Origin of the sequence: Streptomyces flaveus, assembly GCF_014647675.1 — a bacterium.
Taxonomy (GTDB): domain Bacteria; phylum Actinomycetota; class Actinomycetes; order Streptomycetales; family Streptomycetaceae; genus Streptomyces; species Streptomyces flaveus.
Genome location: NZ_BMPQ01000027.1, coordinates 6,186 through 32,265 on the forward strand (window position 1 = coordinate 6,186; position 26,080 = coordinate 32,265).

The 26,080-nt window shown below is 69.1% G+C and carries 25 protein-coding genes and 2 pseudogenes; 9 read left to right on the forward strand and 18 right to left on the reverse strand.

Features of this window, described 5'->3' with window-relative positions; all coding sequences use genetic code 11:
* Window positions 1–3: 3 nt before the first annotated feature.
* The 7 genes and pseudogenes from IEZ21_RS35790 to IEZ21_RS35820 form a co-directional block, all read right to left on the reverse strand.
* Window positions 4–117: pseudogene (locus IEZ21_RS35790) on the reverse strand (HAD hydrolase family protein); the annotation flags it as partial.
* A 10-nt stretch (window positions 118–127) separates the two neighbouring features.
* A complete protein-coding gene (locus IEZ21_RS35795; RefSeq protein WP_189325986.1) occupies window positions 128–1,117 on the reverse strand; it encodes a zinc-dependent alcohol dehydrogenase family protein in 990 nt (329 codons plus the stop codon).
* Window positions 1,114–2,007 carry a carbohydrate ABC transporter permease gene (locus tag IEZ21_RS35800; protein ID WP_189325987.1) on the reverse strand — a complete coding sequence of 298 codons (894 nt, stop codon included), beginning with the start codon at window positions 2,005–2,007 and terminating at the stop codon, window positions 1,114–1,116. Before IEZ21_RS35800 ends, IEZ21_RS35795 begins: the two co-directional genes overlap by 4 nt.
* On the reverse strand, window positions 2,004–2,963 hold the full coding sequence (locus IEZ21_RS35805) for a carbohydrate ABC transporter permease (RefSeq protein WP_189325988.1): 960 nt from the start codon (window positions 2,961–2,963) through the stop codon (window positions 2,004–2,006). The genes IEZ21_RS35800 and IEZ21_RS35805 overlap by 4 nt, the downstream gene beginning before the upstream one ends.
* Before the next feature lie 83 nt (window positions 2,964–3,046).
* A complete protein-coding gene (locus IEZ21_RS35810; RefSeq protein ID WP_213089396.1) occupies window positions 3,047–4,399 on the reverse strand; it encodes an ABC transporter substrate-binding protein in 1,353 nt (450 codons plus the stop codon).
* Between the two features lie 80 nt (window positions 4,400–4,479).
* Complete coding sequence (locus tag IEZ21_RS35815) at window positions 4,480–5,241, reverse strand: DeoR/GlpR family DNA-binding transcription regulator (RefSeq protein WP_189325989.1); 762 nt, start codon at window positions 5,239–5,241, stop codon at window positions 4,480–4,482.
* Between the two features lie 570 nt (window positions 5,242–5,811).
* On the reverse strand, window positions 5,812–6,747 hold the full coding sequence (locus IEZ21_RS35820) for a hypothetical protein (RefSeq protein WP_189325990.1): 936 nt from the start codon (window positions 6,745–6,747) through the stop codon (window positions 5,812–5,814).
* 705 nt (window positions 6,748–7,452) lie between these two features.
* Here IEZ21_RS35820 and IEZ21_RS35825 point away from each other — a divergent pair.
* Together IEZ21_RS35825 and IEZ21_RS35830 are read left to right on the forward strand one after the other, a co-directional pair.
* Window positions 7,453–7,974 carry a DUF4232 domain-containing protein gene (locus IEZ21_RS35825; protein ID WP_189325991.1) on the forward strand — a complete coding sequence of 174 codons (522 nt, stop codon included), beginning with the start codon at window positions 7,453–7,455 and terminating at the stop codon, window positions 7,972–7,974.
* Between the two features lie 311 nt (window positions 7,975–8,285).
* Entirely contained in the window at window positions 8,286–8,885 is a 600-nt protein-coding gene (locus IEZ21_RS35830; protein WP_189325992.1) for a DUF998 domain-containing protein, read from the forward strand.
* Window positions 8,886–8,911: 26 nt separating this feature from the next.
* Here the strand turns inward: IEZ21_RS35830 and IEZ21_RS48045 are convergent.
* Window positions 8,912–9,034 (reverse strand): annotated as a pseudogene (locus tag IEZ21_RS48045) (sugar phosphate isomerase/epimerase); the annotation flags it as partial.
* 120 nt (window positions 9,035–9,154) lie between these two features.
* On the opposite strand from IEZ21_RS48045, the gene IEZ21_RS35835 reads away from it, so the two are divergent.
* Both IEZ21_RS35835 and IEZ21_RS35840 read left to right on the forward strand, forming a co-directional pair.
* Complete coding sequence (locus IEZ21_RS35835) at window positions 9,155–10,192, forward strand: LacI family DNA-binding transcriptional regulator (RefSeq protein WP_189325993.1); 1,038 nt, start codon at window positions 9,155–9,157, stop codon at window positions 10,190–10,192.
* A gap of 71 nt (window positions 10,193–10,263) precedes the next feature.
* On the forward strand, window positions 10,264–11,418 hold the full coding sequence (locus IEZ21_RS35840; protein WP_189326071.1) for a Gfo/Idh/MocA family protein: 1,155 nt from the start codon (window positions 10,264–10,266) through the stop codon (window positions 11,416–11,418).
* Between the two features lie 4 nt (window positions 11,419–11,422).
* Here the strand turns inward: IEZ21_RS35840 and IEZ21_RS35845 are convergent, their stop codons facing one another.
* Together IEZ21_RS35845 and IEZ21_RS35850 are read right to left on the reverse strand one after the other, a co-directional pair.
* On the reverse strand, window positions 11,423–12,424 hold the full coding sequence (locus IEZ21_RS35845; protein ID WP_189326072.1) for a glycoside hydrolase family 43 protein: 1,002 nt from the start codon (window positions 12,422–12,424) through the stop codon (window positions 11,423–11,425).
* Window positions 12,425–12,515: 91 nt separating this feature from the next.
* Window positions 12,516–13,304 carry an IclR family transcriptional regulator gene (locus IEZ21_RS35850; protein WP_189325994.1) on the reverse strand — a complete coding sequence of 263 codons (789 nt, stop codon included), beginning with the start codon at window positions 13,302–13,304 and terminating at the stop codon, window positions 12,516–12,518.
* Between the two features lie 167 nt (window positions 13,305–13,471).
* Between IEZ21_RS35850 and IEZ21_RS35855 the strand changes: the two genes are divergently transcribed.
* The 4 genes from IEZ21_RS35855 (at window position 13,472) to IEZ21_RS35870 (ending at window position 16,697) form a co-directional block, all read left to right on the forward strand.
* Window positions 13,472–14,809, forward strand: coding sequence for a gluconate:H+ symporter (locus IEZ21_RS35855; protein ID WP_189325995.1), 1,338 nt, complete (start codon window positions 13,472–13,474; stop codon window positions 14,807–14,809).
* A gap of 14 nt (window positions 14,810–14,823) precedes the next feature.
* The gene (locus IEZ21_RS35860; RefSeq protein ID WP_189325996.1) at window positions 14,824–16,152 is read left to right on the forward strand and encodes an enolase C-terminal domain-like protein; all 1,329 of its coding nucleotides are present in this window, start codon (window positions 14,824–14,826) and stop codon (window positions 16,150–16,152) included.
* Between the two features lie 151 nt (window positions 16,153–16,303).
* Window positions 16,304–16,447: a hypothetical protein gene (locus IEZ21_RS35865; protein WP_189325997.1), complete on the forward strand. Its 144-nt coding sequence runs from the start codon at window positions 16,304–16,306 to the stop codon at window positions 16,445–16,447.
* 73 nt (window positions 16,448–16,520) lie between these two features.
* Window positions 16,521–16,697, forward strand: a complete 177-nt coding sequence (locus IEZ21_RS35870; protein WP_189325998.1) for a hypothetical protein — start codon at window positions 16,521–16,523, stop codon at window positions 16,695–16,697.
* A 219-nt stretch (window positions 16,698–16,916) separates the two neighbouring features.
* Here the strand turns inward: IEZ21_RS35870 and IEZ21_RS35875 are convergent, their stop codons facing one another.
* The 3 genes from IEZ21_RS35875 to IEZ21_RS35885 all read right to left on the reverse strand — a co-directional run bounded on the left by IEZ21_RS35875 (window position 16,917) and on the right by IEZ21_RS35885 (window position 19,502).
* Window positions 16,917–17,303 carry an Imm32 family immunity protein gene (locus IEZ21_RS35875; protein ID WP_189325999.1) on the reverse strand — a complete coding sequence of 129 codons (387 nt, stop codon included), beginning with the start codon at window positions 17,301–17,303 and terminating at the stop codon, window positions 16,917–16,919.
* Between the two features lie 394 nt (window positions 17,304–17,697).
* Window positions 17,698–18,363 (reverse strand): response regulator, encoded by a 666-nt coding sequence (locus IEZ21_RS35880; RefSeq protein ID WP_189326000.1) that lies wholly within the window; start codon window positions 18,361–18,363, stop codon window positions 17,698–17,700.
* Window positions 18,360–19,502: a sensor histidine kinase gene (locus IEZ21_RS35885; protein ID WP_189326001.1), complete on the reverse strand. Its 1,143-nt coding sequence runs from the start codon at window positions 19,500–19,502 to the stop codon at window positions 18,360–18,362. Before IEZ21_RS35885 ends, IEZ21_RS35880 begins: the two co-directional genes overlap by 4 nt.
* Window positions 19,503–19,752: 250 nt before the next feature.
* Between IEZ21_RS35885 and IEZ21_RS35890 the strand changes: the two genes are divergently transcribed.
* Window positions 19,753–20,367, forward strand: a complete 615-nt coding sequence (locus IEZ21_RS35890; protein ID WP_189326002.1) for a hypothetical protein — start codon at window positions 19,753–19,755, stop codon at window positions 20,365–20,367.
* Window positions 20,368–20,946: 579 nt separating this feature from the next.
* Here IEZ21_RS35890 and IEZ21_RS35895 read toward each other — a convergent pair.
* The 5 genes from IEZ21_RS35895 to IEZ21_RS35910 all read right to left on the reverse strand — a co-directional run bounded on the left by IEZ21_RS35895 (window position 20,947) and on the right by IEZ21_RS35910 (window position 26,002).
* Complete coding sequence (locus tag IEZ21_RS35895; protein WP_189326003.1) at window positions 20,947–21,582, reverse strand: MBL fold metallo-hydrolase; 636 nt, start codon at window positions 21,580–21,582, stop codon at window positions 20,947–20,949.
* Complete coding sequence (locus IEZ21_RS35900) at window positions 21,579–22,667, reverse strand: S-(hydroxymethyl)mycothiol dehydrogenase (RefSeq protein WP_189326004.1); 1,089 nt, start codon at window positions 22,665–22,667, stop codon at window positions 21,579–21,581. The genes IEZ21_RS35895 and IEZ21_RS35900 overlap by 4 nt, the downstream gene beginning before the upstream one ends.
* 3 nt (window positions 22,668–22,670) lie before the next feature.
* Entirely contained in the window at window positions 22,671–23,564 is an 894-nt protein-coding gene (locus IEZ21_RS47105; RefSeq protein ID WP_281399644.1) for a 3-hydroxybutyryl-CoA dehydrogenase, read from the reverse strand.
* Window positions 23,561–24,751, reverse strand: a complete 1,191-nt coding sequence (locus tag IEZ21_RS47110) for an acyl-CoA dehydrogenase family protein (RefSeq protein ID WP_213089397.1) — start codon at window positions 24,749–24,751, stop codon at window positions 23,561–23,563. The genes IEZ21_RS47105 and IEZ21_RS47110 overlap by 4 nt, the downstream gene beginning before the upstream one ends.
* Window positions 24,752–24,883: 132 nt before the next feature.
* A complete protein-coding gene (locus tag IEZ21_RS35910; RefSeq protein WP_189326005.1) occupies window positions 24,884–26,002 on the reverse strand; it encodes an alcohol dehydrogenase catalytic domain-containing protein in 1,119 nt (372 codons plus the stop codon).
* Window positions 26,003–26,080: the final 78 nt, after the last annotated feature.

Sequence of the window (26,080 nt, forward strand, 5' to 3'; positions counted from 1 at the left end):
CGTCTATCGGCGTACGAGCGCGGCGACGAACCCCTGGGCGACGCCGTCCTCGTCGTTGGAGGGCGCACGGTGGCGCGCGGCTGCCAGGACGTCCGGGTGGGCGTTGGCCATGGCGTAGAGATACAGGTCAGGGCAGCACGACGATCTTCCGTCCCTGGCCGGCTGCGAACCGGTCCAGTGCCTGCGGGTACTCCGTCAGCGGCAGGCGGTGGCTGATGAAGACCTGGGGATCGAGTACCCCGGTGGCGAACAGTTCCGCCGCGCGCTCGTAGCTGTGCAGGACGGCCATGGAGCCGGTGATAGTGATCTCCTGGTTGTAGATGCGGTACGGCGAAATGGTGGCCGTGGTCGCGTAGTCGGAGACCCCGAACTGCAGAAAGGTGCCGGCCTTGGCGACCCGTTCCAGGCCGTCCTGGATGGCGGCGGCATTGCCGGTCGCGTCGACCACCACGTCCCAGCCACCCGGTCGTCCCAACTCCTCGGCAGAGAGCGCAGCTTGGGAACAGCCCAGCTTCTCTGCCGTCGCCAGCCGCTTCGGGTTGACGTCGACGACCTCCACCGATGCGGCACCGGTGCGCTTGGCCAGCTCCAGCATCATCAGGCCCATCGTCCCGCTGCCGTAGATCAGCACATGCGAGCCGAGCCTGCTGTTGAGCACGTCGTAGCCACGCACGGCGCAGGACAGCGGCTCGATCAGCGCCGCGTCCTGGACGTCCACGTGGTCCGGCAGTCGTACGCAGTTGGCGACGGGCGCCACGGCGTACTCGGCGGCGCCGCCGGCCACGCTCACACCGATCGCCTGCCATCGGTCGCAGAGGTTGTTGCGTCCCGCCCGGCAGGAGCGGCACTCGTTGCAGTACAGCGAGGGGTCCACGGCGACCCGGTCGCCGATCGCGAGTTCGGTGACCTCGCTGCCGAGGCCCACGACCTCCCCGGCGAACTCGTGGCCCGGAACGACCGGCAGGGTCGGTGCGAACTCGCCCTGCAGGATGTGCAGATCGGTCCCGCACAGCCCGCAGGCCGCCACATCGACCACGACCTCGCGCGGTCCGGGAGCGGGGTCGGGCACCGTGGTGACGGTGACCTTGCCGGGGGCTTCGATGACAGCGGCTTTCACTTGACGGCTCCCAGGGACAGGCCGCGGACGAGTTTGTCCTGGGCGGCGAAGCCGGCGATGAGGACGGGCAGGGAGACCAGGGTGGCCGCGGCGCACAGCCGGGCCAGGAAGAGGCCTTCGTTGGTGATGAAGCCGACCAGGAACACCGGGGCGGTGGAGGCCTGGGTGGCGGTGAGGTTGACGGCGAACATGAACTCGTTCCAGCTGAAGATGAAGCAGATCAGCGAGGTGGCGGCGAGTCCGGGCATGGCGATCGGTGCGACGACCCGCCACAGCACGGTGAGCAGGCCCGCGCCGTCGACCTCGGCGGCCTCCAGGATCTCCTTGGGGACCTCGGCGAGGAAGGAACGCATCATCCAGATCGCGATCGGCAGGTTCATCGCGGTGTACAGGACGATCAGCGTCCAGACGTTGTCCAGCATCCCGACCTCTTTGACGATCATGTAGACCGGGAGCAGGGCCGCGATCGCGGGGAGGAACTTGGTGGACAGGAAGAAGAACATCACGTCGGTCCACTTCTCGACCGGCTTGATGGACAGCGCGTAGGCCGTCGGCACCGCCAGGGCGAGCACCAGCAGCGTCGAAATCACGCTGGCCATGGCCGAGTTGAGGAGGAAGGGGGTGATGTCCCGGCTGAACAGCAGTTCGTACTGGTCGGTGGTGAGCGCGGCCAGCGGGGTGGGCGGGTTGGTCGCGGCGTCGGCCTCCTGGTGGAAGGAGGTGAGCACCATCCAGGCCACCGGGGCGAAGAACGCCAGGGTGGCGAGCCAGGCGACGAACGTCCACAGCGGCGACAACCTGGGCGCACCACCGTGCTCACCCTGCCGGTCGCGGCGGCGGATCAGTTTCCTGATCCCTGCTCCGGGTGCGGGGAGGGCTGCGTGGGTCATCGGGATATCTCCTCGCGGAACAGGGATGCGATGGTGCGCAGCGCGAAGGTCGCGATCACGATCGAGCCGAGGACGACGACGACTCCGGCGGCGGCCGCCTCGCCGTACTCGTACTTGCGGAACATGGTCAGGTAGATCTCGTAGGGCAGGTTGGTGGTCTGCTTGCCGGGGCCGCCCTGGGTGATGCTGTAGACCGCGTCGAAGGTCTGCACGACGTAGATGGTGCCGAGCAGGATGCCCAGCTCCAGGTACTGGCGCAGGTGCGGCAGCGTGATGTGGCGGAAGGTCGCCAGGGGGGAGGCCCCGTCGACGCGGGCCGCCTCCAGGACGTCACCGGGCTGCGCCTGCAGGCCGGCCAGCAGGATCAGCATCATGAACGGGGTCCACTGCCACACCAGGGAGATCACCACGGCCGGCATCGGGTAGGACGAAATCCAGTCGATGGTGGGGCCGTTGTCGGCGCCGAAGAGGCGGTAGACGGCGTTGAGGGTGCCGTTGAGCAGGCCGTAGTCGGGGTTGTAGAGGGCGTGCTTCCACAACAGGGAGGCGGCGACCGGCATGACCAGGAACGGGGCGATGAGCAGGGTGCGGGCCAGGCCGCGGCCGACGAACCTGCGGTCCAGCAGCAGCGCCAGGCCCAGGCCGAACAGCACGCTGATGAGGACCACCGATGCGGTGAGTACGACGGTGTTGAGCACCGCCGTGCGCAGCCGCTCGTCGGAGAAGACGAACGTGAAGTTGGACAGGCCCACAAAGCGCCGGTCTCCCGGCCTGAGGATGTTCCAGTGGAAGGTGGAGATGACGAGGGTGGCCACAAAGGGCAGTTGCGTCACGACGATGGTGAAGATCAGCGCCGGCAGCAGCGGGATGCGCCGCCGCCACTTGTTGATGCCGGTGGGCTTGCGGGTACGCACGGGTGGCGGTGTGGTCTTGGGTGCAGCGGTGAGCGTGGTCATGGACTGTCCTTGGCCGGTGACGGCCGGGTAGGGGAGACGGTGCCGTGCCCGGCCGGCGCCATGGCCGGCCGGGCGTCCAAGGGTCACTTCTGCTTCTTGGCGACTTCCTCGGCGAGCTTCTGGCCGTCGCTGAGCGCCTTGTCCACGCTGGTCTTTCCGGCGATGGCCGCGGAGATCTCCTGGGTCACCTTGGTGCCCAGGTCCTGGAACTCGGGGACGGCCACGAACTGGATCCCCACCGTCGGCCTGGGCTGCACACCCGGGTCGGACGGGTTGGCCTGCTGGATGGACTGCAAGGTGACGTCACCGAACGCCGCGGACGCCTTGGCGTACTCGGGGTTCGCATACGTGCTGGCCCGCTTGCCGGCCGGCACCCGCGACCAGCCCAGCTCCTCGCCGACCAGCTCCTCGTACTCCTTGCTGGAGGCCCACAGCATGAACTTCGAGGCCGCGTCCGCCTTCTTGGTGGTCTTGGGCATCGCCCACGCCCAGGCCCACAGCCAGCCACTGTTGGCGGTCTCGACCGTCGGGGCGTACGCGTAGCCGACCTTGCCGGCCACCTTGCTGGACTTGGGGTCCTCCAACGACCCGGCCGCACTGGTCGCGTCGTACCACATCGCGACCTTGCCCTGACTCATCGCGTTCAGACACTCGGTGAACCCGGCCTGCGACGCGCCCGCCTCACCGTGCTTCTTCACCAGGTCGACGTAGAAGTTCGTCGCCTCCTTGAACTTCGGGCTGTTGACCTGCGCCTTCCAGTCCTCGGTGAACCAGGTGCCGCCGAAGGTGTTCACCATGGTGGTCAGCGGCGCCCCCAGCTCGCCCCAGCCGGCCAGACCACGCAGGCAGATGCCCTTCATCCCCGGCCGGGCGCCGTCCACCTTCGCGGCGATGGCGGCGACCTGCTGCCAGGTCGGCTTTTCGGGCATCGTGATGCCCTTCTGCGCCATGACCTCCTTGTTGTACATCAGGAAGGACGACTCGCCGTAGAACGGCAGTGCGTACAGCTTGCCGTCCTCACCGGACAGCGACTTGACCATCGGCTTGAGCAGATCGGCCTTGTCGAAGCTCTTGTCCTTGTCGGCGTAGGAGCCCAGCTCCTGCAGCCAGCCGTTCTGCTCCCAGATCGGCACCTCGTACGCGCCGATGGTCGCCACGTCGTACTGGCCGGCCTGGGTGGCGATGTCCTGGGTGACTTTGTCCCGCAGCTCGTTCTCCGGAAGGATCGTGAAGTTCACCTTGATCCCGGTGTCCTTCGTGAACGTGCTCTTCGTCAGTTTCGCGATGTCCTCCATCTGCGGATTGCCGACCATCAGCACATTGATGCTCTCGCCGTCACCGGAGCTCGAGGAGCCGCCCGCCCCGCTACAGGCGACCAGCAGTGAGCTTGCGGCCGTGGCCGTGGCGATGACATGGATCATTCTTCGTGTGCGCATGACTGACTCCAGGAGTGTTCGAGGGCATGGGGAACCAGGACCCCGGCCTTACGGGGTGGAATGGGGAGATGAACTGCGGCTCAGGCCTGGATGACCTGGGGACCCAGCAGTGCGTAGCGGTGGGCCTCGGAACTGTGCAGCCCCGTGTCGGTGACGATGGCTTCAAAATCCGTCACGTCAGCGAATCGGCAGAAGCTCATGGCGCCGAATTTCGCATGGACGCCGGAGAACACCCGGCGTTTGGCGACCCGCATGACCTCGGCCTTCACCTCACTGACCGCGGGATCAGGGGTGGTGAGTCCGTACTCGCGGGAGATGCCGTTCGCGCCGACGTACGCCAGGTCGATGGCGAAGTCGGACAGCATGCGGGTCGCCCAGTGGTCGACCGTGGCCAGCGTCCCGCCACGCACCCTGCCGCCGAGCAGCAGCACGGTGATGTTCTGGGCGGAGGCCAGGTCCGATGCGGTGGCCAGCGAGGAGGTGACCACGGTCAGTGGACGCTCGCGGGGGAGGGCGGCGGCGATGAGTTGCGGGGTGTAGCCCTCGTCGATGTAGACGGTCTCGGCGTCCCCGAGCAGCGCGGCTGCGGCGGCCGCGATCCGGGACTTCTCGGGGACGTGCTCGGTCGTACGGAAGGCGAGCGTGGTCTCGAAGCCCGCGCTCTCCACGGGATGGGCACCGCCGTGCGTACGCCGGACCAGCCCTTGCGCCTCCAGCAGGTTCAGATCACGCCTCACGGTCTCCTTGGAGACCCCGAGTTCGGCGGCGAGCTTTCCTACGTCCACGGATCCGGAACGGCGTGCCGTTTCCAGAATTCCGCGTCTTCGTTCCTCGGCGTCCACGGCGACACCTCCGTTTCACGGCTCTGGGCGCTGTACCCGCGCCGACTGTTTCCCGGAGCCTGGCCCGATCGGGCTCTGGTGGCCCAATTTCTACAAGGGGATTGCCCTTGCTGACCAGGTTCGTCGTAATGCAGTTGATGACCGAATGTGCCCGTATTTCGGAGTGCGGATCCCCTGGATGATGCGGTGGCGGGTTCCGCAGGGCGGGAGGCTGCTGCCCGCTCGACGACGGCTGTGTGCCCGTTCGCTGCCCGTTCTTCCGGACGGATCCGGACACGTGGCCGGGATCATGCGTGGGCATCCGGTCACCTGCGGGGTCGGCTGATGCGCGCGGCGCAGCGACGGAGCACGGAAATGAGTGCGGCCCGCTGCGCGTCAGGGACGCGGCGGGCCGCGGTGGATGTGCAACCGGGTCGGAGGGCAGAGCAGCGCATCGGCTGAACTGGGGTGTTGCAACGCCTGGAACCCGGGCCGGGCGGAGTCCGCCCGGGGAGTGTCATGAGTGGACAGGGCCCCGCCCCTGCGCCGGTCGTCGGCACAGAGGCGGGACTCCAGTGATTCGCGGGCCTGTCAGACCCGGTCGAGGATCATGTCCATCTCGTCGATGAACGCCTGGTCGGGCTCGGGCTGGGGGTCATCGCCGTTCTGGCGGGCGTACGAGGCGGTCGCGGAGTTCTCCGCCGCGACCTCGACGGCGTTGCGGTCGCCGGCCTGCTCGAAGGCCCGCTGCAGGGCGGTTTGGCCGAGCGTCATCATCTGGACCATGGCACGGTTGGCCTGCTGCCGCACGCCGGCCTCCTGGGCGGCATCGGCGTTGGCCCGCTGGCGGTCGATGAGCTCCGTGGCCAGGATCAGCAGGTTGACGCCCCACACGATGCCCACCATGGCCCCGGCGGCGCCGACTCCGGTAACGCCGGTAGCCGCCAGGATCAGGCCGCCGATGATCGCGGTGCCGCCCAGGAGCACGGTACGGGTGAACTGGGTGCCGGTCGGATGGGCGAGGCAGCGGTCGCGGCAGTCCGCACCGAGTTTGTCGTCGTTGTTGGCGAACAGCGCCGCGGTCATGTCCTGGAGCTTGCGGTCGTTTTCACTGGTCCCGAAGTCCGCGCCGGCTATCTCGTTGCGGAACTTCTCGGCCTCTGCCTTCATCTTCGGGATGTCGGTGTCCAGGTTCCAGCCGGTGACCTGCCGGGACACCTCGTTGGCCTCCGCGAACGCCGCGTCGACGTCGGCCTTTTCCGCGGTGCCGGGCTCCTGCTTGAGGGCGGTGAGGTCCATCTGGAGTTCGACGTCGTTGAAGTTGTCGAAGAAGGCGACGCTCGTGCCGTCCCCGTTCACGACGTACTCCAAGTCCTCTCCGGCGGCCTTCGCGGAGTCGGGCCTGATCAGCACGTAGGCGAGGACCGCCAACGCGGTGATGCCGATGGTGACCAGCAGGAGGGTGCGGTTGCGTCGCCGGCGGTGCGAGGGGGCTGGCTGGGCAGGGGGAACTGCAAGAGTGCTCATTCGGCTTCCTTTTTCGGGGCACCGGATGGTGCCACGGAGTTGGGGGGAAGGACGCTGATGGCTTGTATATGTCTGGCCGAAGCGGGATTCGACAGCGGAATTCGACGATGAGGGTGCGGCTGCCCCGGGCATGAGGGGACGGATGAAATCCGCCTCCCGAGCCCGCGATGTGGTCAGCCGCGTCGGAACGTGCCACCTACATGGGTCCTTGGCTTTCGGGCGCGGGATCCGGCCGCGCCATCCGAATGCCCCTGGTATGGGGCCGTTGGACCTGAGGTGTGCCTTCTGGGAGAAGTCTCATCGATCGGGAGCGCTCGCCGACAGAGTCAAATATCCCGAGTCGGTTGCCCGTTTGAGGGGAGTTACCGAGCGCGATCCGCCCATACGGGCCGATTCTGCCCGGGATTCAGCCCGAGGCAGAGCCTTTCGGCTCTGCCTCAACCTGCCGATTGCTCCATGCGACGGGGTTTTGTGCCCTTCTTGTGGTGAGTGGGTCGTGTACGCCTCGCTTGACGAAAGAGACAGAGGGCCCCCGTCCCAGCCATCCGTTCCAGGCCGTCGGTGTCTCCGCTGGTCAGAGCCCGTTCCAGCATTCCAGCGTCCCGTAGTGACCGCCTTTTGTGGCGGACGGGACGGATCGCGGAACAAGCTGCGGTCGTCCAAGCAGCCCGCTGGACGACCCACTTCCGCACCATGGAGATCTCGATGCGTTCGCGCCTTGCCACCCGTTCCGCCCGCCTCGCCCTGGCCGCAGCCGCGGCGGCTGTCCTCACCGCAACCGCAACCGCCACCGCAACCGCCGACAGCGGAAGCAACACCGTGCAGGCCTGCGGAACCAACGACCTGACCTTCACGGTCAGCTCGGAGACGCAGGCGGGTGGCTACCTCCTCGTCACCGCCAAGGCCAAGTCCGGCGTCACCTGCTACCTGGAGGGCGTCTTCCCCTCCGCGTCCTTCGGCTCCGCCGCCGACACCCAGGTGTCGCCCGCCGAGCAGGGCGTCAGCGACAACGTCACTCTCTCCGGGGCCACCGCCGCCTACGCCGGCATCAACCCCAAGCCCACCAACGACGACAACGGCAGGCAGTTCGACCTGCTCCACCTCTCCGTCCAAGGCGACGAGACCAACGCCATCACCCTCGACCTCCCCCACACCGTCACGGTCGACAGGCCCATCGCCACCAACTGGCACGCTGACCCCGCCGACGCCGTTCCTTTCCCCAGCTGACCTCCGCGCCGGGCGCCTTCACCTCGCCCGTCGACAGCAGCGTCACCTGCCGGCGGGCCGGCGTAGCCCGCCTCCTGCCCTGGTGACGAGCCCGCACCCGCCGCCCCCGGCCGACGGACACACCGCCGGCCGGGGGCGGCGTCAGTCGGTAGAGATGGCCGACGCCGGTGAGTGCCTTGCCCGTGCCGGCCGGTACATGGGGAGACCCTTCGCCCGGATCGCGGGTGACGTGACGCCGTACCGGGAGTGAAGCGGGGGACTGACCGGAACAGGAACCGTATCTCCGTGTATGGGCGTTTTACGGTGCCCTGATGCGACTTGTTTCTAGGTGGGCCCTGCTCTCGTCGGGGTGCGCGCCCGTCCTGCTGGCCGGAGGCTGGGCGATCGCGGCGGTGTTGGAGGGGCCTGCCTACGACCCCGCCACCCAGACGATCAGTGTCCTGGCGGCGTACGGGGCCGCCGGATTCTGGGTGGTGACCGGAGGGCTGCTCGCCCTGGGCGTCTGCCACCTGCTGACCGCCTGGGGGCTGCGTGCGGCCGCACTCGCCGGGCGTGTGGCGCTGGCCGGCGGGGGAGCGGCGACACTGGGCGTTGCATTGGTCCCCGCACCGAGTAGTGGGGGGTCTCTGCGGCACGGTTTCATTGCCGGGGTCGGATTCGCTCTCCTGGCGGTGTGGCCGGTCCTGGCCGCCGATCGTAGAACGGGCACGCCTTGGGGACTTCGGCCCGCGCCCTCGCTCGCGGCGACCGCATTGATGACGGTCGGCGCGGCATGGTTCCTGCTCGAACTGCACCGCCACGGTGCCCCGGGCGTCGCCGAACGCGTGGTGACCTGTATCCAGTCCCTCTGGCCCTTCGTGGTCGTCGCTTCCTGCGTCCGCCACGCTGACGACGACGGGCCTGCGATGTGACTCCCGCGATGTGAGGGACGAATGCCGTCGTCGACGCGCGGGTGGCGGAAGAACGGGATGAAGTCCTCCCGCGGCGACAGCTCGATCCAGTCGTAGCCCAACTCGGCGACCACGGCGGACAGTTCGAGCAGCGGGACGTTGCGGATCATGTGTGGGTCGAGGGCGATCCTCGTCGTGCGCACTCCCTGATTAAAGCGCTTTAAGCCCTGGTACTATCAGCGGCGTCACAGACAGATGTCAAGGGTGTTGCCCAAACCACGGGAGGTCGTGTGGACGAGCTCGGCTCCGCTGCCCCCGCGGGCGGCAACGGCGCGATCCCGCGTCCCCGCCTGGAGGACGTCGCCGCGCGCGTCGGCCTGTCGACGGCGTCGGTGTCGCTGGTGCTGCGGGGCGTGCCCGGGCCCAGCGAGCGCACCCGGCAGCGCGTCCTGAAGGCCGCCGCCGAACTCGGCTACCGCCCCGACCGCACCGCCAGCGCCCTGGCCAGCAGACGCAGCCGGCTGCTCGGCGTCATGGTCGCCATCCACAGCCCCTTTCACGCCGAGCTGGTCGAGCACCTGCACACGGCTGCCGAGGAGGTCGGCTACGACCTCGTCCTGAGCGCCCTGACTCCGAACCGCGACGAGAACACGGCCGTCGAGACGCTTCTGGCCTTCCGCTGCGAGGCGCTGATCCTCCTCGGTCCGTTGGCCCCCGCCTCCGTACTCGCCGACCTCGACCGAAGGGCGCCCGTCATCTCCGTGGGCCGCCGGATCACCGGGGCCGAACTGGACGCCGTCCGCACCGCCGACGACGACGGAGTCGGCCAGATCGTCGACCACCTGGTGGGCCTCGGCCACCGCACGATCGCCTACGTCGACGGCGGCAAGGGTGTCATCGCCACCGACCGGCGCCGTGGCTACCGCAGCGCCATGCGCCGCCACGGACTCGACGAACAGATCGGGATCCTGCACGGGGACATCACCGAGGAGGCAGGGGAGAAGGCCGGCCGGCACTTCCTCGACGACGGTGAACTGCCGACCGCCGTCGTGGCCTACAACGACCAGAGCGCCATAGGCCTGCTCACCGCCTTCCGGCGGGCCGGCATCGACGTCCCCGGCACCATCTCCGTCGCCGGCTACGACGACAACACCCTGTCCCGGCTGGCCGCCTTCGACCTGACCACCGTCAGCCAGAACGCCGAGGAACAGGCCCGCCAGGCCGTGACGGCCGCCGTCGAGCGCCTCGACCAGGGCCGCACCACACCCCGCGAGATCGTCCTCGCTCCCTCCCTGGTGATACGGGGGACCACGGCTCGGCCGCGCTGATCACGGGGCAGGCGTCGCCGGTCCCACGAAGATTCGTACAACGTCGGAACAACGTCCACAGAAGGGCTGTCATCGTGAATGGGCTCGGCATCGCCGTCGTGGGGTTCGGCTGGATGGGACGCGTGCACACGCAGGCGTACGCCCGTCTGCCACACCACTTCCCGCAGCTGTCCCTGCGGCCCGAACTGGTCACCGTCGCGGACGAGGTGCCCGGCCGGGCCGAGGAGGCGGCGGGGCGGTACGGTTTCGCGTCCGCGGTCCGCGACTGGCGGGAGGTGGCCGCCGATCCGCGGGTGCGGGCGGTGAGCATCACCGCCCCGAACTTCCTGCACCGCGAGATCGGCGTGGCGATGGCCGAGGCCGGCAAGCACATCTGGATCGAGAAGCCGGTGGGCCTGACCGCCGAGGACGCCAGGGCCGTCGCCGACGCCCTCGGCAAGGCGGGCGTACAGGGCACGGTCGGCTTCAACTACCGCAACGCGCCCGCCGTCGAGGCCGCCCGCGAACTGGTCGCCTCCGGCGAGATCGGCACGGTCACACACGTACGCATCCGGCTGTTCAGCGACTACGCGGCGCACCCCGAGGGTGCCCTGAGCTGGCGGTACGAGCGGGAGCGCGGGGGCAGCGGGGTGCTGGGCGACCTGGCCTCACACGGCGTCGACCTGGCCCGCTTCCTGCTCGGGGACATCACCTCCCTCACCGCCGACACCGCCGTCTTCATCCCCGAGCGGGCCCGCCCCACCGGCGCCACCGCCGGTCACGCCAGGGCCGCCGGCGGCGAACTCGGCCCGGTGGAGAACGAGGACTACGTCAACTGCCTCCTCCGTTTCGCCTCCGGCGCCCGCGGCGTCCTGGAGGCGTCCCGGGTCTCGGTCGGCGAGCAGAACAACTACGGATTCGAGATCCATGGCACCACCGGCGCGGTGTTCTGGGACTACCGCCGGATGGGAGAGCTCGCCGTCAGCCGCGGCAGCAGTTACCAGGACCAGCCCGTGAGCACGCTGTACGTCGGCCCCGGCCACGGGGAGTACGCCGCCTTCCAGCCGGGCTCGGCCAACAGCATGGGGTACGACGACCTGAAGGTCATCGAGGCGTACCACTTCGTGCGTTCGGTCGCCGAGGGCGTCCCGTACGGGCCGACGGCGGCCGACGCCGTGGCGAGCGCGGTGGCACTGGACGCCATGGCACGCTCCGCCGAGCAGGGAACGTGGGTGGACCTGGGGTGACGCGTCATCCGCCGCCGTCGAGGTCGGTGCGCCGGCGGAGCACCCGTAGTTCGTGACCGAGGAGTTGCATCTCGTACAGCTTCCCGCGCGCGTTCTCGAACGGGCGGTGCAGGATCATCATCAGCTCACCGTCGAAGGTGTGGAACAGCATGCCGTGACCGCTGTCGTCGCGGACCAAGGGGCGGCGCTGTTCCCAAGGCCCGGTGATGTCACCGGACTTGGAGACGGCGTACGTCTGCACATAGCCGCCGCTGATGGTGCCGTCCTGGTCGGCCACATTCTTCTCGTACGTCGACCACAGCATGAGCAGGGAGTCGTCAGGGGTGCGGTACAGCTGCGGGCCGTCGGTGACGTAGGGCGCGAGCTGGTGCGGTACGCCGCCGGGGATCTGCTCGCTGATCCAGAACGCGTCCGACGCCTTGAACAGGAAGACCGGATCTCCGATCGTCCGGGTCAGGTCCGGAGCCAGCCGGATCGCTTCCATGGTTCCGTCGATGGTCTGCAGCCACTCGTGTGCGTACACCATCCAGGGCTGCCCGGCCGGGTCGACGTAGAGCGTGCCGTCGAGGGTCATCAGCTGCTCGGGAGGGGTGGGGCCCGCCGGGTCGACGACGGTGAAGGGCCCCAGCAGCGAGTCGGACACGGCCGTGATCGTGCCGCGCATGTGGTTGGGGAGCTGGAACGGCGTGCCCCATTGACCGGGCGGCGGTACCGGCAGCGGCTTGTCCTGGTCGTGCAGCGTGGTGAACAGGTAGTACCTGCCGCCCCATGCGTGCACCTCCGGCGCCCATCCGCCGTCGCTCGCCCAGATGTCCTCCTGCTCGGCGGCCCGGAAGACCACGACGGGACGCGTCCAGTCGCGCAGGTCGCTGCTGCGGTAGACCATCGTGCCGGTGCCGTCCACGCCCGATACGGACGGGTCGTTGGACGTGTAGAGGTAGTACGTACCGGACTCGCTGTCGGCGACGATGAACGGATCGTGCAGCGGCATGTCGGGAAGCCGCATCAGCTCGGTCTCATCGGTCTCATGCTCATCGGTCTCATGGGTCTCAGCCACGGGCGAAGAATACGTGGATGCTCATTCCCGGTCGGGGCGGCTACTCCCAACCAGGATCGCGAGAGGTTGGCGGCAGCAGGGACTCGATCTTCCCCCGGACCTCCCGCATCACGGCGACGATGCGTCGCTGATGCTCCTCCGTGAGGCGGGACACTGGTACCGAGCAGCTGATGGCGTCGGTGGCCGGGGTGTCGTAGCGCAGGGCGAAGCCGAAGCCGGCGATGCCGAGGACGGTTTCCTCGCGGTCGATCGCGTAGCCGCGTTCGCGTACCTCGGCGAGGTCGGTGAGCAGTGTCGTCCGGGTGGTGTGCGTGTTCTCCGTGCAGGCCGTCAACGGCTCGTCGGGCAAGGGGAGTTCGGCGTCGGGACGGTCCGCGAGCAGGGCCTTGCCCAGGGCGCCGGCATGGGCGGGGACGCGGCGGCCCACCCGGCTGATCGTGCGCAGGTATTCGTGTGATTCGCGGGTCGCGAGGTAGACGACGTCCGAGCCGTCAAGGCGTGCCAGGTGGATGGTCTCGCCGAGTGCGTCCGAGGCCTCGTCGAGATACGGGCGGACCGTACGAACCCGCTTGTCACTGTCGAGATAGCTGGTGCCGGTGAGCAGCGCGCGGATCCCGATGCCGTACAGGGAACCGGTCGCATCCGTGCGGACCCAGCCGTGCTCGACGAGGGTCTGCAGCAGCGCGTACATGCTGCTGCGGGGCACGCCCAGCTCCTCGGAGAGCTCGCGCAGCCGCGCCGGCTGGTCGCCTCGTGCGGCGAGCAGTTCGAGCAACGCGACAGTACGGACCGCCGACTTGACCTCGGGTACGCCTCCAGCCTGTGACATGAGCCGATCGTAAGTCCGTCTCGTAAGTTCGCCGGCAATCGATGGGCCCTCACCCATTGACCCGTTCCCGTCCACAAGCCTAGCCTCCATCCTCATACATGGATGCTGTCTTCATATGAAGACAGCGTGGTGGAGGCGGCGCCCACGGTTCAAAGGGGAACTGGTACATGCCACTTGTTGTCGTCGGGATCAGTGTTCTGATCCTGCTCTTCCTGATGACGAAGCTGAAACTCAACGGCTTTGTCGCCCTTCTCCTCGTGGCCGTGGGCGTCGGCCTGGTCCAAGGGATCGAGCTGGAGAAGATCCCGGAGGTCCTCTCGGAGGGCATCGGGGGACAGATCGGCGACACGATGCTCGTCATCGGGCTCGGCGCGATGGTCGGCCGGGTGATGGGGGACTCCGGCGCGGCCCAGCGGATAGCCGGCAAGCTCCTCGACCTGTGCGGCCCGCGCTGGGTGCAGGTGGCCATGGTGCTGACGGCCATGCTCATCGGCGTCACGATGTTCTACGAGGTCGCGTTCGTGATCATCGTGCCGATCGCGTTCACCATCGTGCGCGTCACCGGGAAGAACCTGCTGTGGGTCGGGCTCCCGATGTCGATCGCCCTGTCCACCATGCACAGCTTCCTGCCGCCCCACCCCGGACCGACCGCGGTGGCCGCTTCCTTCGACGCCTCGGTCGGACTGACGCTGTTCTACGGCCTGTTCATCGCCCTCCCCGCCGGCGCGCTCATCGCCCTGCTGTGGCCGCGCCTTCCGTTCGTCCGGGCGATGAACCCCTCCATCCCCAAGGGCCTGGTCAGCGAACGCGTCTTCGACGAGGAGGAGATGCCGGGCATGGCCTGGTCGCTGTCGGTCGCCCTGCTGCCCGTCGTACTGATCGCCGGGGCGGCCGTGACCGACATGGCCGCGTCCGGAACCAGTCCTGTCCTGCACTTCGTCGCCTTCATCGGTTCGGCGCCGGTCGCCCTCCTGTTGACGCTGAGCATCGCCATGTGGGCGTTCGGCCCGCGGATCGGCCGCAGCCTTGACGAGGTCAGCGCCTCGTGCCGGTCGGCGGCCCAGGCGATGGCGATGATCCTGCTCGTGATCGGCGCGGGCGGAGCCTTCAAGCAGGTCCTCGTCGACGGCGGGATCTCCGACTACATCAAGGACACGACCGACGGCTGGTCCATCTCGCCGATCGTCCTCGCCTGGCTCATCGCGGCAATCCTCCGCGTGGCCCTCGGCTCGGCGACCGTCGCCGTCGTCACGGCCTCGGGCGTGGTGCTGCCGCTGCTCGCGGGCAGCGGAGTCCACCCAGAGATCATGGTGCTGGCCGTCTCCTGCGGCTCGATCGCGTTCTCCCACGTGAACGACCCCGGCTTCTGGATGTTCAAGGAGTACTTCAACCTGTCCGTCATCGACGCGATCAAGACGCGCACCACCTACACGACCGTGCTCGCGATCCTGGGCCTGGGCGGCGTACTGGCCGTCGAATGGGCCCTGGACGTCCTCAACCTGTGAAGCGGAGACCAGTCATGCGCCAGCCCACCGTCACCAAGTTCTCCGTCCACCCGGTCGCCGGCCGGGATTCCATGGAGCTCAACCTCTCCGGTGCCCACGGCCCGTACTTCACCCGGAACATCGTCGTCCTCGAGGACTCCGAGGGGCGTACGGGACTGGGGGAGGTGCCAGGAGGGGAAAAGATCACGCAGACACTGCGGGACGCCGAATCCCTCGTCGTCGGCGCGCGTGTGGGCGACTACAAGCGCGTCCTGCGGGCCATCGGCGACAGGTTCGTGGATCGCGACCGGGGCGGCAGGGGCGGCCAGACCTTCGATCTGCGCACCACCGTGCACGCGGTCACCGCCGTCGAGTCGGCACTTCTGGATCTCCTCGGGCAACACCTGGAGGTTCCCGTCGCCGCGCTCCTGGGCGAGGGGAAGCAGCGGGATTCCGTACGGGTCCTCGGCTACCTCTTCTACGTCGGCGACCCCGACCGGACCGACCTGGAGTACGTACGCGAACCCGGCTCGGCCGTGGACTGGTACCGGATCCGGCACGAGGAGGCGCTGACCCCCGAGACGATCGTCCGTCAGGCCGAGGCGACCTATGACCTGTACGGTTTCCGCGACTTCAAGCTCAAGGGTGGCGTCCTGCCCGGGAGCGAGGAGGTCGAGGCGGTACGGGCGCTCAAGGAGCGCTTCCCCGAGGCCCGGATCACCCTCGACCCGAACGGCGCCTGGTCCCTCCGGGAAGCCGTCGAACTGTGCAAGCCGCTCGTCGGCACGCTCGCCTACGCCGAGGATCCGTGCGGAGCTGAAGGCGGCTACTCGGGGCGGGAGATCCTCGCGGAGTTCCGCCGGGCCACCGGGCTGCCCACGGCGACCAACATGATCGCGACGGACTGGCGTCAGCTGACCCACGCGCTGGCCCTGCAGTCCGTCTCCATCCCGCTCGCGGACCCGCACTTCTGGACGATGCAGGGTTCGGTACGCGTCGCCCAGCTCTGCGACGCGATGGGGCTGACCTGGGGCTGCCACTCCAACAACCACTTCGACATCTCCCTGGCGATGATGGCCCACTGCGGGGCCGCCGCCCCCGGTGAGTACAACGCCCTTGACACGCACTGGATCTGGCAGGAGGGCCTGGAACGGCTGACCACCGAACCCCCGCGGATCGTCGACGGCGAGGTCGCCGTCCCGGACACCCCCGGCCTCGGCGTCCACCTCGACAGGGACCGCCTCCTCGCGGCCCAGGACCTCTACCTGGAGAAGAAGCTGTCGGCCCGCGACGACGCCCTCGCGATGCGGTACCTGGTCAAGGACTGGACCTTCGACGGCAAGCGGCCCTGTCTCGTGCGCTGAGCCCTGCGCGCTGAACCCGGCCCGGGACGCGCCGAGGGCCGGCGCCCCGGCCCTCAAGCCCAGGCCGTGGCCGGTACGAAGGAGCTGTCCCGGCCGTGCGGGCGGCGGCGTTGGCCTCCGCGTAGGCAGCCGTGCGGCGCCTCGGACCTCCATGGAACTGTTGGCCGTCGAGCCCGGCGGCGTCCGCATCGTCTACATCGCCCGCGTGCGCCGGGACCAGGTCCGAGCGGCGATCAACGAAGCGTTCGACATCATGGCCGGCCACACCAGCGCCGCCGCCGACGTCGACCTCTGAACACCCAGAGCCGCTGTGGCCCCGTTGCGGTCTCGGGAGGAGCATGGGAGATGAGCGACCAAGGAGGGTCGTCATGAAGACCGGAGCCTCGGATTACGACCGCTGGCTGTACGCGCACACGCCATCCCAGGCCGAGGGCGAGCGCGACGAACCGGCCGAGCGTGCGGCCATGGAGCAGCACCCGGACGTGCCCAGAACCGAGCCGTCCCAGGCGGAGGGCGAGAGGGTGGACGACATCAGGACCACATGACCGCCGATAAATGATCAATGAAGGGTGCAGGTGGCAGAGCCCCGGTACCGCGCGACGCGGTCCGGAGCTCGACAGCGCAGGCGCCCGGCGTGGACTGGGTCGACGTCGGCGCCGGCGCCGGAGTTGTCGTGGCCTCGGTCGCCGTCGGCGCGGTGAACAGCCGATCGAGTCGGTCAACGACACCCCTACGATCACTGATCGCAGCGACCAACTGCCCACTCACCGGGCTGGCATGCCTCCGTGAGGGCTGCTGACCACCAAGGGCAGTGACCCATCGGCGAGGTAGAAGTGCCCGGGGAAGTAGTCGATGTGGAGATGACCGCCGTCCTCGGCAGTGGCCATGGCCTGCAGATTCTCCGCGAGGACCGCCCTGCCGGCGGAGTCACCGCTGATCACCAGCATTTGCCGCTCGGCGTCCCGGTGGATAAGGACCCCGGGGCCAGAAGTCTTCCTGACCTCGACCCCGGTCAGGGCGTTGCTGCCCGGCGATGAGGTGGAGTTGAGCAGCCCCTCGCCCTGGGCCACCGCACTTGCCAAGCGCGTCAGTTCTTCCGCCGATGCGGAGAGATCCACTTCGCTGTAGCCGGGGTCGGAGACCAGTCTCACTGGCGTCACTCCTTCAAAGTCGGACTCCCATGATGCCTGCCTGCCAAGATCGTCCGCCATGCGTCCGGGAGCGCGGTGTCGGCGGCACGTCTTCTCCACAGGCGAACTCGTCGACGCCCAGTACCCGCGGTGCCTGCGGCAGCACGGCGGGAATCAGTTGCCCCAGCAGTGCGGTGCGTAGGCCGTGGAGCCACAGCTTTGCGCACAGACGCCGGCCCGGCCACTCACCGAGTTTCATCGCCGCCGCCCTCATCGCCGACCGTGCCGCCGGCGAGGAACGGCGGCGTGGCTCGGTCAGGCCCGAGACCCGTTCCACGAACGTCCGGCGCCGGCTCTGATTCGTCGTCCCTTAAACGGTCGAGTGATCCGCGCCGCGTCTGTGCAGGCCGCGGCCTCACAGCAGGCCGAGGTCCCGGGCGCGGAGTGCCGCCTGGGTGCGGTCGCGCAGGGCGAGGCGGGTGAGGATGCGGGAGACGTGGTTCTTGACCGTGCCCTCGCTGAGGTACAGGCGTGCGGCGATCTCCCGGTTGGTGTGGCCGTGTGCCAGGAGTCGCAGGATGTCGGTCTCGCGGGGGCTCAGCGAGACGGCGGGAGGCGCGTCGGCGGGGGAGGGGGACGGCAGGGCGGCGGTGAGGTGGCGGGTGACGGAGGAGTCGAGCTGGGTGACGCCCGCGTGTGCCAGGCGTACCGCGTGGGCGAGTTCCTCGGCCGGCAGATCCTTGAGGAGATAGCCGTGGGCGCCCGCCCGCAGCGCCTGTACGACGTACTCCTCGTCGTCGAACGTCGTCAGCATCACCACGCTGCACTCCGGCGCCCGGCCGCGCAGGACGGCGACCGCTTCGACCCCGTCCATCTCAGGCATCCGGACGTCCATGAGCACGACGTCCGGGCTCAGTTCCAGTGCCTTCGCCACGGCGTCCCGGCCGTCCACGGCTGTGCCGACGACGGCGATGCCCGGCCGGATGGAGAGCAGGGAGGCGATGCCGTCCCGGATGAGCCGCTGGTCGTCCACCACCAGCACCCGCACCGGCGGCGCCGGCTCCTGGCTGTCTGTGGTCATCGTTCCCCCGTCTTCCCGCACGGAACGGTCACCGTCAGCCGGGTACCGGAGTCCGGGCCGCTGTCGATGTCCACGCTCCCCGCTACCAGGTGCACCCGCTCCCTCATCCCGAGCAGCCCGAACCCGGTGACGGTCGCGTCCGGTGCGAAGCCGCGGCCGTCGTCGGTCACTTCCAGCCGCGCGGCGTCCTCGTCCAGGCGGACGGCCACCGTCACCCGCGTGGCCCGCGCATGGCGGCGCGCGTTGGTCACGCCCTCCTGCGCGGCCCGGTACAGGGCGGTCAGCTCGGCCGTGCTGTAGCCGTCCTCGTCGCCGCTCACCTCGACGGTGACCTGCGGCGATGCCGCACCGCTGTGTGCCAGGCCGGCCAGCGAGGCCGCCAGCGTGGGGTGCGCCGCCTCGCCCCGCAGCGCGTGGACCGACTGCCGGACGTCTCCCAGCGCGAGTCTCACCGACCGCCTCGCCTCGGTCAGCGCCCTCTGAGCCGCGTCGGGGTCCAGGGCCCGGAAGTCCGAGGCCATCTCCAACTGCACGGACATCGCCGTGAGATGGTGCCCGAGACTGTCGTGGATGTCCCGGGCCAGCCGGTTGCGCTCGGCGGCGGCGGACAGCGCGGCGACTCGCGCGGCGTACTTCTCCACTTCGAGCCGGGCGCGCTGTTCGCCGACGGCCACGGCGGCCATCGAGATCGCCAGCACCAGGCCGACGGAGAGCATCAGCAGGTCGGACACGCGCTCCAGATCGCGATACCAGCCGGGTGCGGTCAGCACGTACGCGGTGAGCGGCCCGGCCAGGCACAGCGCGCCCAGCGCGAGCGCGGTCGTGCGGCCGAAGGCGAAGTAGGCGGTGAACGGCAGCAGCACGAACAGCACTTGGGACAGGCCCGAGGTGTCGAGAAACACCACAGCGCCGATCAGTCCGCACCGGGCCAGCAGCAGCGGCACCCGGGCCCCGGGCCGGCGGCGTCCGACCGCTTCCAGAGCGAACAGCGCCCCGATCGCGGCCACAAAACCCGACACCCGCCATGCCGCGGGCTCAGGGCCGTCGCCCAGGCCGGCCGCCGCGTAGTACAGACCGCCGACGAGCACCGCGCCGTACAGCAGCGGCGCTACCCACCGCACGGGCCCATACGCCGCCATGCGCACCCCCTCGCCCCCTCACCCGCTGCCGCCAGGCTAGGCCGAACGCGACCGCCGAGGGACACCGGCGGGAAACTCCGGCCGGTTCGGGCCGATCGGCACATGCCGAACGGCACAACACGGCCCGGAAGACGGTGACTTCCGGCTGCCGACGGCCGACGTCCTGCACCTCCCGCCACCTGCTTGCCGCTCCCTACCGTGACGGCCCTGACCCACTGTCCGAGCCAGACCGAGCACCCGGAGCGGCCTCATGTCCTCGTCCCTCACCTCATCGACATCGACGTTTCGTGCCGGCGCCCTGTGCGGGCTGCTGTCCGGCCTGCTGATCGCCCTGCCCGCGCTGGTCGAGGCGTTCACCGGGGAGACCTCTGCGACCAGCGTCCCCCTCGCCCTCTCCTCCGCGTTCGCCCTGCCGCTGCTCACCGCGCTGCACCGGCGGCAGGGCCCGGCCGGCGGGCGCCTCGCGGAGGTCGCCCACACCGTGAACCTCGTCGGGCTCGGCCTGTTCGGTGGTGCCGCGTTCGCCTCGAACCTGGTGCTGTTCTACTTCAACGACGACGTCATCGAGGAGACCCTGACCGGGCCCACGATCCCCGCACTCATCGGCTCCGCAGCGGTCTTCGCCGTGGGCTGCGCCCTGTTCGGAGCAGCGATGATTCGGGCCCGCGTCCTGCCGAGGGTCCCGTCGTGGGGGTACGCCGTCGTCCTGCCACTGTTCGCGTTCCTGACCTCGCTGCCCGACTCCCTGCTCACCAGTGCGCTGCACGTCCTGGTCGGCGTCATCCTGATGTGGCTCTCGGCCGCGCTGTGGCGGACAGCTGGAGGTATCGAGCACGCTTCCGCCCCGAACCATGTGTCCGTCTGAGCCGTCGTGCGAACCCCTCGCAGGTCAGAGCGGATTTGCGGGTACGAACGAGCTGTCCTGGCGGGACAGTTCGTGTTCCCGTGGGGCGGCCCGGGACTGAGCAGGACCTTTGCTGAGCTGGGCCTTTGCGGTGTCGGCCGTGCCGTGCTTCCCGTCACTTCCCTCGTTTTCCCCCGAGTTCCCGGGCAAGTGTGCACTGATTGTGCACTGGGCGCGGTCAGGGCGGACACGGGATGAGGCGGCCGGAGGATGACAGCGGGCCTCGTTCTGCCCGTCCACTCCATCTACCTCCACACCACCCACTGTCGCGGTTCCCCGACGCTATGCCGCAACAGCCTCCATTGCTGACTTGGTGCTGACTACGCAGCGTTGAACTCCGGCCTTTGGGGCTGATCGGGCGGGGCTCAGTAGGCGACAGCCCTTGTCCATTGCAGGGCTGGTCCGGATATGGTCCGGATCTTGCTCACGGTGCCCTTCGGCAGACGCCAGCGGGATGAAGGAACTGGCTTCACCGCCGGATCGGCGCATCAACGAAGTGGGCCCCAGTACACCCTGCCGCCCCGGGGGCGAACCCGACAGTCAGCGACCGCGCTCGATCCACGCGTCGAGATGCGGCGCCTCGGCGCCGATCGTGGTGTCGTCCCCATGTCCGGTACGCACCGTGGTTTCGGGCGGCAGCGTCAGCAGACGGTCGCGGATTGAGCGGATGATCGTCGGGAAGTGCGAGTACGAACGTCCCGTGGCCCCCGGCCCGCCCTGGAAGAGGGTGTCTCCGGTGAAAACCGTGGCCAGTTCCTCGGCGTAGAGACACACCGCGCCTTGAGTGTGCCCGGGGGTGTGCAGGACCGTCAGTTTCGTCCTGGCGACGGTGAGACGGCGGCCGTCCGAGAGGTAGCCGTCGGGATCCCGGTCGGGATGCGTGTGTTTCCACAACAGACGGTCGTCCAGGTGCAGGAAGATCGGCGCACCGGTGCGGTCGGCCAGTGACGGCGCGGCGTCGATGTGGTCGTTGTGGGCGTGGGTGCACACGATGGCCGTAAGGCGACGGTCGCCGACCGCCTCGGCGATGGCGTCGGCGTCGTGGGCCGCGTCGATGACCAGTGCCTCGTGGTCGTCACCTACGATCCAGACGTTGTTCTCGACGTCCCATGTCCCGCCGTCCAGTGAGAAGATCCCGGCGGTGACGACCCGCTCGACGCGTACGGCTCCGCTCACAGCATCACCACCGAGCGCAGGACGTCGCCGTGGTGCATCCGCTCGAAGGCTTTCTCCACATCGTCGAGTTGGATGGTCTCGGTGACGAATGCCTCCAGGTCCAGGCGGCCCTGCAGGTGCAGGTCGATGAGCATCGGGAAGTCGCGGGAGGGCAGGCAGTCGCCGTACCAGGAGGACTTCAGGGCGCCGCCGCGTCCGAAGACGTCCAGGAGGGGGAGTTCGAGCTTCATCTCCGGGGTGGGTACGCCGACGAGGACGACGGTGCCGGCGAGGTCGCGGGCGTAGAAGGCCTGCCGGTAGGTCTCCGGGCGGCCGACTGCCTCGATGACGACGTCCGCGCCGAAGCCGCCGGTCAGCTCGCGGATCGCCTCGACGGGGTCGGTCTGCTTGGAGTTGACGGTGTGGGTGGCGCCCATGGTGCGGGCTGTGGCCAGCTTGCGGTCGTCGATGTCGACGGCGATGATCTTCGCAGCCCCGGCCAGGTTCGCCCCGGCGATCGCCGCGTCCCCGACACCGCCGCAGCCGATCACCGCGACCGTGCCGCCCCGGCCGACGTTCCCGGTGTTGATCGCGGCACCGATCCCGGCCATCACGCCGCAGCCCAGCAGTCCGGCGACCTGCGGGGCGACCGACGGGTCGACCTTGGTGCACTGCCCGGCCGCGACCAGCGTCTTCTCCGCGAAGGCGCCGATACCGAGTGCCGGAGAGAGTTCCTGGCCGGTCGAGGCCAGGGCCATCTTCTGCGTGGCGTTGTGCGTGTTGAAGCAGTACCAGGGCCAGCCGCGCAGACAGGCCCGGCAATTCCCGCACACTGCTCGCCAGTTCAGGATGACGACGTCCCCGGGCTCGACGTCGGTGACCCCCTCGCCGACCGACTCCACCACGCCCGCCGCCTCGTGGCCCAGCAGGAACGGGAAGTCGTCGCTGATGCCGCCCTGTTTGTAGTGCAGATCGGTGTGACACACCCCGCATGCCTGCACCTGTACCACGGCCTCGCCCGGGCCCGGATCGGGCACCACGATCGTCTCCACCCGCACCGGTTCGTCCTTGCCCGCCGCGATCACGCCGCGTACTTCTTGCGCCATGGGTCAACTGCCTTTCTGGGATTCCGAGTAGTCGTGGAAGCCGCGCCCCGACTTCCGGCCGAGCAGTCCGGCCTCCACCATGCGCAACAGCAGCGGAGGTGCGGCGTGCAAGGGTTCCTTGAAGTCGGCGTACATGGCGTCGGCGATCGCCGCGAGGGTGTCCAGGCCGATCAGGTCGGCCAGGCTCAGCGGGCCCAGGGGGTGGGCGCAGCCGAGGACCATGCCCGTGTCGATGTCCTCCGCGGAGGCGAAGCCGGACTCCAGCATCCGGATCGCGGAGAGCAAGTACGGCACCAGCAGGGCGTTCACCACGAAGCCCGCCCGGTCCTGGGAGCGGATCACCTGCTTGCCGAGCGTGCCGGTTACGAACCCCTCTGCCCGGGCCTGGGTTTGAGGGCTCGTCAGCAGGGACGGCACGATCTCCACGAGGCCGAGGACCGGGACCGGATTGAAGAAGTGCACCCCGATCACCTGGTGCGGGCGCGTGGTGGCCATGCCTAGTTTCATGATGGGCAGCGAGGAGGTGTTCGACACGAGCAGCGCGTCCTCGCGTACGACGATGCGGTCGAGGGCGGCGAACAGGTCGAGCTTCACTGCCTCGTCCTCGGTCGCCGCCTCCACCACCAGGTCCCGGTCGGACAGGTCCACGAGGTCGGAGGTGACCCGCACCCTGTCTATCGCGGCGTCGCGCTCCTCACCGGTGAGCTTGCCGCGCCGTACGCCCCGGTCGAGCGAGGCGGCGATCCGGGACCGACCGGCCTTGGCCGCCTCCTCGTTCACCTCGTGCACCACGACGTCCAAGCCGGCCCGGGCGCAGACCTCGGCGATGCCCGCGCCCATCAGTCCACAGCCGACGACGCCGACCCGGCGCACGTCCGCGCCCGGCCCACCGCTCACCGGAAGGCCGCCTGCCCCGTCAGCGCCTGGCCGATCATCAACGTGTGCATCTCGACGGTGCCCTCGTAGGTGAGGATCGACTCGAGGTTGTTGGCGTGCCGGATGACCGGGTACTCCAGCGAGATGCCGTTCGCGCCCATGATGGTGCGGGCCGTACGGCAGATCTCCAGCGCGCTGCGGGTGTTGTTGAGCTTGCCGAAGCTGACCTGCTCGGGGCGCAGTCCGCGGTCGTCCTTGGCGCGGCCGAGGTGGAAGGCGAGCAGCGTGCCCTTGGCCAGCTCGAGGGCCATGTCGGTCAGCTTGGCCTGCGTCAGCTGGAAGCCGCTGATCGGGCGGCCGAACTGCACTCGGTCGCCCGCGTAGGCGAGTGCCGCTCGGAACGACGAGCGGGCGGCGCCCATGGCGCCCCAGGCGATGCCGTACCGGGCCTCGTTGAGGCAGGACAGCGGGCCCTTCAGCCCCCGTACCTCCGGTAGCACGGCACTCCCGGGCAGCCGTACGGAGTCCAGGACCAGCTCGCTCGTCACCGACGCCCGCAGCGACATCTTGTGCTTGATCGCGGGGGCCGAGAAGCCAGGGGTGTCGGTGGGCACGACGAAACCGCGGACGCCGTCGTCGGTGCGGGCCCAGACCACCGCGACGTCGGCGACCGAGCCGTTGGTGATCCACATCTTGCGTCCGTCGAGTATCCAGTCGTCGCCGTCGCGGCGGGCGGCGGTGCGCATACTGCCGGGGTCGGAGCCGGAGTCGGGCTCGGTGAGTCCGAAGCAGCCGATGGCGGTGCCCGCGGCGAGCCGGGGCAGCCACTCCTCCTTCTGTTCCTCGGACCCGAACGCGTGAATCGCGTACATGGCCAGCGAACCCTGGACCGAGACGAGGGAACGCAGACCGGAGTCGGTCGCCTCCAGTTCGAGACAGGCAAGGCCGTAGTCGACCGCGCTCATACCAGCACAGCCGTAGCCCTCCAGGTGCATGCCCAGCAGGCCCAGCTCGCCGAGTTCCTTGGTGAGTCCACGGATGTCCTCGACCACGCCCTGCTCGAACCACTCGGCGATGTGCGGTTCCACGCGCCGGTCGCAGAAGGTGCGGACGGCGTCGCGCACGGCGCGCTCGTCCGGGGTCAGCAGGCTGTCGATCTCCAGAAGGTCGAGGGGGTCGGCCGGTCGGCCGGAGTTCTGCGCGTGCATCGGGGCTCCAAAGCGAAGAGAAGCGAGGAGAGGCGAGAGGAGAGCAGAGGAGAGGAGAGCAGAGGTGAAGGGGGATGGGGTTGGGGCCGCCGGTCCTGAGGGGGAGTTGGCCGACGGCCCCGGCCATGGGGATCAGGACGTCGCCGTTGGGCTGATGATGAAGTTGCTGAAGCCGCCGTTGCGCTCCGCGATGCCGCTGATGGCCTCGTTGACCTGATCCAGCGGGATGACCTGGTGCTCCAGCGGGCTCAGGTCGAGCAAGCCCGCCTCCACCATGTCGGCCATGGTCTGGCCCTCGCCGGAGGTGAACCAGGCCGATCCGATGAGCCGCAGCTGCTGGTCCATCATGCGGTGGATGTCAATCGGCAGGTCACCGGCGACGGCGCCGATGTTCACCGCGATGCCGCCGCGCGCCATGGCCCGCATGCCGGCCAGGAACGTCTCGTGCGGGGCGCCCGGGCCGAGGGCGTCGATGTAGATGTCGACGCCGTAGTTGTCGGTCTCCTGGTGGATCCAGTCGTCCAGCGGGCCGTCGTTGAGGGAGTGCAGTCGCAGTCGGCCGCCGCCCAGTTTGTCGACCTGGTCGAGCAGGCCCTGGTCGCGGCCGGTGCCGTACACCTCGGTCAGGCCCATGGCGGGCGCGAGCAGGGCGGCGCCGATGCCGAGGGTGCCGCTGATGCCGTTGACCAGGATCGACTTGCCCGGACCGGCGCCGGCCTTGCGGAGGGCGGAGTACATGGTGCCGAGGTAGCCGAAGCGGGCGGCGGCCTCGAAGGACAGGTTGTCGGGGAGCTTCACCAGGGAGTAGGCCGGGGCGATCATGTACTCGGCGAGGCCGCCCTGGTAGCGGTTGAGGAGGTCGATCGCGGTGGGGGAGAAACCGAAGTACCCGGCGAAGGCGTAACTGGCGCAGTTGATCGAGTCGTTGTTGCGGCAGGACCGACAAGCCCCGCAGCTGCGGCCCGGGTTGACGTACACCCGGTCGCCGACCTCCCAGCCCTGGACGCCCTCGCCGACCGCCTCGACCACACCGGCCGGGTCGAGCCCGAAGATCGCCGGGAGCGTGGGCAGGGGGCTGTGCGGGAACCAAGTGGTCCACATGTTCAGGATGTTGGCGAGGTTCGGGACGATGTTGACGGCGTGCACGGCCACCCGGACGTCGCCGGGACCCGGCTCGGGAACGGGGAGTTCCTCGATCAGCATGGGCTCGCCGACTTGGTGCATTCGCGCGGCTCGCATGGTCGCACTCATGGCCACTCCTTCGTGGTGTGGAGATGTCGCCGGTGGAGCCGGCCCCCATCTCATGGTTCGGGGATATGGATGTGGGGG

What these genes read in the sequence shown, in the direction of transcription:
- IEZ21_RS35800 (WP_189325987.1), bottom strand. Translation starts at nt 2,007, where the DNA reads ATGACCCACGCAGCCCTCCCCGCACCCGGAGCAGGGATCAGGAAACTG.
- IEZ21_RS35805 (WP_189325988.1), bottom strand. Translation starts at nt 2,963, where the DNA reads ATGACCACGCTCACCGCTGCACCCAAGACCACACCGCCACCCGTGCGT.
- IEZ21_RS35810 (WP_213089396.1), bottom strand. Translation starts at nt 4,399, where the DNA reads ATGCGCACACGAAGAATGATCCATGTCATCGCCACGGCCACGGCCGCA.
- IEZ21_RS35820 (WP_189325990.1), bottom strand. Translation starts at nt 6,747, where the DNA reads ATGAGCACTCTTGCAGTTCCCCCTGCCCAGCCAGCCCCCTCGCACCGC.
- IEZ21_RS35825 (WP_189325991.1), top strand. Translation starts at nt 7,453, where the DNA reads ATGCGTTCGCGCCTTGCCACCCGTTCCGCCCGCCTCGCCCTGGCCGCA.
- IEZ21_RS35830 (WP_189325992.1), top strand. Translation starts at nt 8,286, where the DNA reads ATGCGACTTGTTTCTAGGTGGGCCCTGCTCTCGTCGGGGTGCGCGCCC.
- IEZ21_RS35845 (WP_189326072.1), bottom strand. Translation starts at nt 12,424, where the DNA reads ATGCGGCTTCCCGACATGCCGCTGCACGATCCGTTCATCGTCGCCGAC.
- IEZ21_RS35850 (WP_189325994.1), bottom strand. Translation starts at nt 13,304, where the DNA reads ATGTCACAGGCTGGAGGCGTACCCGAGGTCAAGTCGGCGGTCCGTACT.
- IEZ21_RS35855 (WP_189325995.1), top strand. Translation starts at nt 13,472, where the DNA reads ATGCCACTTGTTGTCGTCGGGATCAGTGTTCTGATCCTGCTCTTCCTG.
- IEZ21_RS35860 (WP_189325996.1), top strand. Translation starts at nt 14,824, where the DNA reads ATGCGCCAGCCCACCGTCACCAAGTTCTCCGTCCACCCGGTCGCCGGC.
- IEZ21_RS35865 (WP_189325997.1), top strand. Translation starts at nt 16,304, where the DNA reads ATGGAACTGTTGGCCGTCGAGCCCGGCGGCGTCCGCATCGTCTACATC.
- IEZ21_RS35870 (WP_189325998.1), top strand. Translation starts at nt 16,521, where the DNA reads ATGAAGACCGGAGCCTCGGATTACGACCGCTGGCTGTACGCGCACACG.
- IEZ21_RS35880 (WP_189326000.1), bottom strand. Translation starts at nt 18,363, where the DNA reads ATGACCACAGACAGCCAGGAGCCGGCGCCGCCGGTGCGGGTGCTGGTG.
- IEZ21_RS35885 (WP_189326001.1), bottom strand. Translation starts at nt 19,502, where the DNA reads ATGGCGGCGTATGGGCCCGTGCGGTGGGTAGCGCCGCTGCTGTACGGC.
- IEZ21_RS35890 (WP_189326002.1), top strand. Translation starts at nt 19,753, where the DNA reads ATGTCCTCGTCCCTCACCTCATCGACATCGACGTTTCGTGCCGGCGCC.
- IEZ21_RS35900 (WP_189326004.1), bottom strand. Translation starts at nt 22,667, where the DNA reads ATGGCGCAAGAAGTACGCGGCGTGATCGCGGCGGGCAAGGACGAACCG.
- IEZ21_RS47110 (WP_213089397.1), bottom strand. Translation starts at nt 24,751, where the DNA reads ATGCACGCGCAGAACTCCGGCCGACCGGCCGACCCCCTCGACCTTCTG.
- IEZ21_RS35910 (WP_189326005.1), bottom strand. Translation starts at nt 26,002, where the DNA reads ATGAGTGCGACCATGCGAGCCGCGCGAATGCACCAAGTCGGCGAGCCC.